The organism is Shewanella profunda (assembly GCF_023283765.1).
Taxonomy (GTDB): Bacteria; Pseudomonadota; Gammaproteobacteria; order Enterobacterales; family Shewanellaceae; genus Shewanella; species Shewanella profunda.
Genome location: NZ_JAKILG010000082.1, coordinates 1 through 7,902, shown reverse-complemented (window position 1 = coordinate 7,902; position 7,902 = coordinate 1). Strand labels below are relative to the sequence as shown.

At 44.6% G+C, this 7,902-nt stretch carries 3 protein-coding genes; all 3 read left to right on the top strand.

Annotated elements, in window-relative coordinates; translation table 11 throughout:
* The first annotated feature begins 391 nt into the window (after window positions 1-391).
* Genes L2744_RS21085 through L2744_RS21075 form a run of 3 tightly spaced genes read left to right on the top strand, consistent with a single transcriptional unit; the run spans window position 392 to window position 7,758 of the window.
* Complete coding sequence (locus tag L2744_RS21085) at window positions 392-1,456, top strand: efflux RND transporter periplasmic adaptor subunit (protein ID WP_248993715.1); 1,065 nt, start codon at window positions 392-394, stop codon at window positions 1,454-1,456.
* Window positions 1,457-1,468: 12 nt separating this feature from the next.
* Window positions 1,469-4,714, top strand: coding sequence for an efflux RND transporter permease subunit (locus L2744_RS21080; protein ID WP_248993714.1), 3,246 nt, complete (start codon window positions 1,469-1,471; stop codon window positions 4,712-4,714).
* Window positions 4,711-7,758, top strand: a complete 3,048-nt coding sequence (locus L2744_RS21075) for an efflux RND transporter permease subunit (protein ID WP_248993713.1) — start codon at window positions 4,711-4,713, stop codon at window positions 7,756-7,758. Before L2744_RS21080 ends, L2744_RS21075 begins: the two co-directional genes overlap by 4 nt.
* Window positions 7,759-7,902 lie beyond the last annotated feature (144 nt).

The following is a 7,902-nucleotide window of genomic DNA, read 5'->3' as shown; positions in this document are numbered from 1 at the left end:
CGGCCAATTTAAAAGCGAGGGAATAATCACGTTGAGTTCGTTTAATTGTTGAAGTCATTACACTCTCCAAAATGAGTTTGAAAAGTGTCAACGCTATTTAGGACGGGTCATTACTTTTTTAAAAAGCGCCTCTCGGGCGCTTTTTTTATGCCTACAATTCCATTTCAAATAACCCAGTCATCAATTGTTGCAATTACGTACTTGAATAATCGTCATTAACCGCATTTAGTTATTCTCATCACTTTTTAAACTTTTTAGCTACATTTGGTAAAAACAATCAATTCTTAAAAGCGTAAAAACAGAGTAACATACTGAAATTAAATAAGTTTAAATATTGGCATAGTTTCTGCTAACCATTGACATCACAACTAAGATAATAGGTAACTCTCTTATGGAAAAGTATAAAATAACAACCTTCGCCTTGCCTTTATTAATGATGTCAATGTTAGCGGCCTGTGGTGAAGAGCAAGTGGCAAAAAAAGAAGAAAAATATGCCATTCCGGTCGAAACTACCACTGTGATGCAAGGAGATGTTTCTTCTTTTTACAGTACAACAGCAACCTTAGAAGCCCCTCAAGAAGCCAATGTCGTAAGCCGTATCTCTGGGCTCATTGAATCCATCACAGTAGAAGAAGGCGACCGCGTACGAAAAGGCCAAGTGCTGGCTGTTATCGATTCTAAAAGACAACAATATGATTTAGACCGTTCGGAAGCCGAAGTAAAAATTATTGAGCAAGAGCTTAACCGCCTAAACAAAATGAGCAATAAGGAATTTATTAGCGCCGATTCTATGGCCAAACTTGAATACAATCTGCAAGCCGCCATCGCGAGAAAGGATCTTGCCGAGCTGCAAGTGAAAGAAAGCCGTGTTATCTCCCCTATTGATGGTGTTATCGCAAAACGTTACGTTAAAACAGGTAATATGGCGAAGGAATTTGGCGAACTATTTTACATCGTCAATCAGGATGAACTTCACGGCATAGTGCATTTGCCAGAACAACAACTCACTAGCCTTAAACTTGGTCAAGAAGCACAGATCTTTGGCAACCAACAAAACAAACATACTATAGATGCCAAAGTGCTGCGCATTAGCCCTATCGTCGACCCCCAAAGTGGTACTTTTAAGGTAACTCTCGCCGTTCCCAATGAGAATGCACGCCTCAAAGCCGGAATGTTTACCCGTGTTGAGCTTAAATACGATACCCACGAAAACGTGATTACTGTTCCATACAGTGCCTTGATTAACCAAGATAACAAGCAAGCACTTTATGTTATTGAAGGGACTAATGCGAATCGCCGTGAAGTTGAAATTGGCTATCGTGAAGGTGATTCGGTTGAAATTGTTTCAGGTATCAAACCTGGTGAACAAGTCGTTACCCGTGGACACCAAAATCTGAAAGACCAATCCTTAGTTGAAGTGATCACGCCACTCGATCTCGCTTCGGCGAAGAACTAATAGGAGTCTTTCATGTCAATTATCAGCACATCGGTTAAACGGCCAGTCACGGTATGGATGTTCATGCTGGCGGTGATTTTATTCGGAATGGTTGGGTTTTCTCGCTTAGCGGTGAAATTACTTCCAGACTTAAGTTATCCAACCCTCACTATTCGCACTACCTATGATGGTGCTGCACCTGTCGAAGTAGAACAGCTCGTCTCTAAACCCATTGAGGAAGCGGTCGGTGTCGTTAAAGGGCTACGTAAAATCAGCTCTATTTCCCGTTCTGGCATGTCGGATGTAGTGCTTGAGTTTGAATGGGGCACGACTATGGATATGGCGAGTTTAGATGTGCGCGAAAAACTCGACACTATTGCCCTACCACTCGATGTTAAAAAACCACTATTACTGCGCTTTAACCCGAATCTTGACCCTATTATGCGCCTTGCACTGTCGGTGCCAAACGCCTCTGAAACCCAGCTTAAGCAAATGCGTACCTACGCCGATGAAGAACTCAAGCGGCGCTTAGAGGCACTTTCAGGTGTGGCTGCTGTACGCTTATCCGGTGGTTTAGAGCAAGAAGTGCACATTCAGCTTAATCAGGAAAAACTGTCGCAGCTCAATCTCAACGCCGATGATATTAAACGCCGCATTAATGAAGAAAATATTAACCTATCAGCGGGTAAGGTTATCCAAGGAGATCGCGAATACTTAGTACGAACACTTAACCAATTCAATTCATTAGCAGAGTTAGGTCAAGTGATCGTTTATCGTGATGAGCAAAACTTAGTACGTCTATTTGAAGTTGCCACTATCAGTGACGCCTACAAAGAGCGCAGCGATATCACTCGCATTGGTAGCCAAGAATCAATTGAATTGGCTATTTATAAAGAAGGTGATGCCAATACTGTGGCTGTCGCTAAAAAATTACGCGAAGAACTGCTCAAAATCAATCAAGACCCTAAACAAAATAAGCTTGAGGTGATTTACGATCAATCCGAGTTTATCGAAAGTGCGGTCAGTGAAGTCACCTCTTCGGCCCTGATAGGCAGCGTATTGTCTATGCTGGTGATCTACCTCTTTTTGCGAAATATCATACCAACACTGATTATTTCTATCTCGATCCCCTTTTCGGTTATTGCTACCTTTAACATGATGTATTTTGCTGATATTAGTTTAAATATTATGTCATTAGGTGGTATTGCCCTCGCCATTGGGTTACTGGTCGATAATGCCATCGTGGTTTTAGAAAACATAGACCGTTGCCGCAGCGAAGGCATGAGTAAGCTAGACGCGGCAGTAACGGGCACCAAAGAAGTAGCAGGTGCAATTTTTGCCTCAACACTCACAACACTTGCGGTGTTTGTACCACTGGTGTTTGTCGATGGGATAGCCGGAGCATTGTTCTCGGATCAAGCCTTGACTGTCACTTTTGCGCTATTGGCCTCGTTATTAGTCGCCTTAACATCAATTCCAATGTTGGCATCACGGGAAGGCTTTAAAACCTTGCCAGCCTTAATAAAAACTGAGCCGAAAAACAAACCCACCACTAAAATGGGCAAACTAAAACACTACAGTGCGACTGTATTCTCCTTCCCTATTCTATTAATTTTTAGCTACTTACCAAGTGCAGCGCTCACCTTAGTGCTAATTTTAGGTCGCTTATTCTCATGGCTAATCGGTTTAGTGATGCGGCCTCTAAGCTCGGCTTTTAATTTTATGTACCACGGTATTGAGAGGGTTTATCACAAACTATTAGCCTCGGCACTGCGTCAACAAAAAATAACACTACTACTTACCATTGCGATCACAGGCGCTTGCATTAGCTTGTTACCACGCCTTGGTATGGAACTAATCCCCCCCATGAATCAGGGTGAATTTTATGTGGAAATTCTATTACCACCCGGAACGGCAGTAAGTGAAACGGACAAGGTATTGCAGCAACTTGCGCTATCGATTAAAGACAAAACGGAAGTCAAACATGCCTATAGCCAAGCTGGCAGTGGCGGCTTAATGACCTCGGATACTGCCCGTGGTGGTGAAAACTGGGGACGTTTACAGGTGGTACTTAACGATCACAGTGCCTATAACGCTATAACTCAAGTGCTGCGTGATACCGCGCGCCGTATTCCTGAACTTGAGGCCAAAATCGAGCAACCAGAGCTATTTAGCTTTAAAACGCCGCTTGAAATTGAACTCACAGGCTATGATTTACCGTTACTCAAACGCAGCGCAGATAATCTCGTTAAAGCACTAGCGGTTTCTGATCGTTTTGCCGACGTCAATACCAGTCTGCGTGATGGTCAACCTGAATTGAGTATTCGCTTTGATCATGCTCGCTTAGCTGCGCTTGGCATGGATGCGCCTATGGTTGCAAATCGTATCGCCCAACGTGTCGGTGGCACCGTTGCAAGCCAATACACTGTACGGGACCGTAAAATTGATATTCTGGTACGCAGCGAGCTAGCGGAACGGGATCAAATCAGTGATATTGATGCCTTGATTATCAATCCTAATAGCAGTCATCCCATAGCGTTAAGTGCGGTGGCCGAAGTATCACTACAACTAGGCCCATCGGCAATAAACCGCATCAGCCAGCAACGGGTCGCGCTCGTATCGGCGAACCTTGCCTACGGTGATTTAAGTGACGCGGTAGCTACAGCACAGGACATCTTGTCACAACAAATACTTCCTGCATCGGTGCAAGCCCGCTTTGGTGGTCAAAATGAAGAAATGGAGCACTCGTTCCAATCCCTCAAAATTGCCCTCGTCTTAGCGATTTTCTTAGTGTATTTAGTGATGGCGAGTCAATTTGAATCTCTGCTTCATCCCCTATTAATCCTCTTTGCAGTACCTATGGCACTGGGTGGCAGTATTCTTGGCCTATACCTCACCCAAACTCATTTGAGTGTGGTGGTGTTTATTGGTCTTATCATGCTGGCAGGCATTGTGGTAAACAACGCAATTGTACTGGTTGATCGCATCAATCAATTGCGCAGTGAAGGTGTCCAAAAACTTAATGCGATAAGTCTGGCTGCAAAATCGCGCCTACGCCCCATTATGATGACCACCCTCACCACCACCTTAGGTTTACTGCCAATGGCCTTAGGTTTAGGTGATGGTTCAGAAGTGCGTGCCCCTATGGCGATTACGGTGATCTTTGGTCTGAGTCTATCGACGCTACTGACACTCATCGTACTTCCCGTGCTCTACGCCCTGTTCGACCGTAAAAAATATGCCGTTACAGGCGATGTTGCTGCGGAGGTTCGTCCATGAATGTCACCCGTTTAGCCATTAAGCGCCCAGTGACTACCAGCATGTTTTTCTTTGCTATTTTGCTGTTTGGGCTAGTATCTAGTCGCCTATTACCACTGGAAATGTTCCCCGGTATCGATATTCCGCAGATTGTCGTGCAAGTGCCCTATAAGGGCTCGACACCTGCGGAGGTTGAGCGGGATATCACTAAGATTCTGGAAGAGTCACTCGCCACTATGGGTGGGATTGATGAGCTCGAATCAGAATCCTCCCAAGAAGGTGCAGAAATCGAAATCAATATGAAGTGGGGAGAAAACGTCGCCACTAAGAGCCTCGAAGCACGGGAGAAAATTGATGCGGTAAGGCATTTATTACCCAAGGATGTTGAGCGCGTTTTTATTCGTCAATTCTCTACTGCCGATATGCCAGTACTGACTATTCGTATATCGAGTGAGCGGGAGCTGTCTGGTGCTTTTGATCTGCTCGATAAACAGCTAAAGCGCCCCCTTGAGCGGGTTGAGGGCGTGTCTAAGGTCAATCTTTATGGCGTTGAACAAAAACAAATTGAAGTACGTATCAATGCCGACCGTCTAGCAGCGAGTGGGTTTTCTGCAGCAGATTTACAGGAGCGTTTGGGCCGAGAGAACTTTGTGATTAGCGCAGGCACTCTCAGGGCCAGCAACATCGTTTATCAAGTCTCTCCTAAGGGGGAATTTAGAAATCTTGAAGATATTAACGCGCTGATACTGATCCCAGGGCTCACCCTCGGCGATATCGCCGATGTACAGTTTGCCCTACCCGAACGTATTGAAGGCCGCCATTTAGATAAGCACTATGCCGTAGGCTTAGATGTATTTAAAGAATCAGGCGCCAACTTAGTCGAAGTGTCTGAACGCGTACTCAAAGTGATCGAACAGGCAAAACAAGACCAACAGTTCCAAGGTATTCGCCTGTTTATCATGGAAGATCAAGCCTCAGGGGTAAAATCATCCCTAACGGACTTACTGCTCTCGGGCTTGATTGGCGCGCTGCTTTCGGTGGTGGTGCTATTTTTATTTCTGCGTAATTTCAAAATGACCTTAGTGGTTGTCTCCTCTGTTCCCATTTCAATAGGCATGACGCTCGCCGCCATGTATTTGCTGGGTTACAGCTTGAATATCCTTTCTATGATGGGGTTATTGCTTGCCATTGGTATGTTGATTGATAACGCCGTTGTGGTGACAGAAAGTGTTCTACAAGAGAAGCAAGGCAAATTGCCGAAGGATAATGAAGAGTCGGTGATGCTAGGGGTCGATAAAGTGTCCCTCGCCGTATTAGCAGGCACAATGACAACCGCCATTGTATTCTTACCCAATATCTTTGGGGTAAAAGTCGAGATCACCATTTTTCTTGAGCATGTTGCGATTGCCATTTGTATTTCCCTTGCCGCATCATTACTCGTTGCCAAAACCTTGATCCCTTTGCTGCTAACTAAGCTCCATTTCGATATTGCCCCCCAGAAAGATCCGGGTAAACTGCAACGCTTCTATAACAATAGTCTCAACTGGGTATTACTCAGACCCTGGCGTTCAGGCATGATCGCAGTGGCAATTCTCGCCTCTACTGCGCTTCCGCTATCCATGGTTAAGCAGGATCAAGAAGATAGTCAGAGTAAAGAGCGAATTTACATCAACTATCAGGTAGAAGGCCGCCATAATCTTAATGTTACAGAGGCTATGGTTAATCAAATGGAAGAATATCTTTATAAAAATAAAGAAGAATTCCATATAGATTCCGTATATAGCTACTATGCTTCTGACGATGGCTCATCGGTCATTCTGTTAAAGAAAGACTTACCTATACCACTTGATGAGTTGAAGAAGAAAATCCGCAGTGGCTTCCCTAAATATTCCATCGCTAAGCCACAATTTGGCTGGGGCAATGATAACTCTGGTGTTCGAGTCACACTCACCGGGCGCTCGACCACTGAACTGATTCACTTGAGTGAACAAGTACTCCCTTTACTCTCCAATATTAAAGGATTGCAAGATGTTCGCTCCGAGCTTAACGGCGCACAGCAAGAAGTGGTGATCCGTATCGACAGACAAATGGCAGCACGCTTAGATTTAAAGCTCAACGAAGTGGCATCAAGCATTTCTATGGCTCTGCGTGGCTCCCCACTGCGATCATTCCGCCACGATCCCAATGGTGAACTCCGTATTGAGATGGCCTATGAAAAAGAATGGCAAAAATCCTTAGAGAAACTTAAACAGTTGCCCATAGTACGCATAGACCAAAGGGTTTACACCTTAGATAACTTAGCGAACATCGAAATCCAACCACGCTTCGATACTATCAGGCATTACAATCGTCAGACTTCACTGTCGATTGGCGCTAATTTAGAGGAGATGACCACGGAAGAAGCACAAATAAAAATCAAACAAGTGATGGATAATATTCATTTTCCCAATGGATATAGCTACTCACTGCGCGGTGGGTTCGAACGTCAGGATGAAGAGCAAAGCGTCATGGCGATTAACATGCTACTAGCCGTTGCGATGATTTACATTGTGATGGCGGCGCTATTTGAATCTTTGCTTCTACCCACGGCCATTATCACCTCAATCCTATTCTCGATAACGGGGGTATTTTGGGCGCTATTCTTAACTGGCACTCCCAATTCGGTAATGGCGATGATAGGGATATTAATTTTAATGGGTATTGTAGTAAACAACGGCATAGTACTGGTCGATCAAATCAACCAAATGACACCGGATCTCGATAAGCTTTCCGACACTATACGGGAGGTTTGTATCACGCGTTTACGCCCGGTGTTAATGACAGTTGGTACAACTGTACTTGGTTTGCTGCCACTGGCATTGGGCGAAACCCAAATCGGCGGTGGCGGTCCACCTTACTCACCGATGGCGATTGCCATTATTGGCGGGTTATCTTTCTCAACAATAACCAGCTTGTATTTAGTCCCCCTGTGTTATCAGGCTTTCTACCGGATGCGCCACCGCGCTGCAATTCGTTTAGGTGAGTCTAACAGACTCGCTCAAAAACTATTGCCATGGACAGTTTAATCTAATTGAAATAGTGAAAAAGGCTGCATAGCACTGTCTCTTATACACAAATCCCCCGATAAATTCGGGGGATTTTTTTGAACTCGCGCTGATGTTGTTGATCTGATCTACAAAACAACTTTAGGCGCACGCTATGAATTTTAT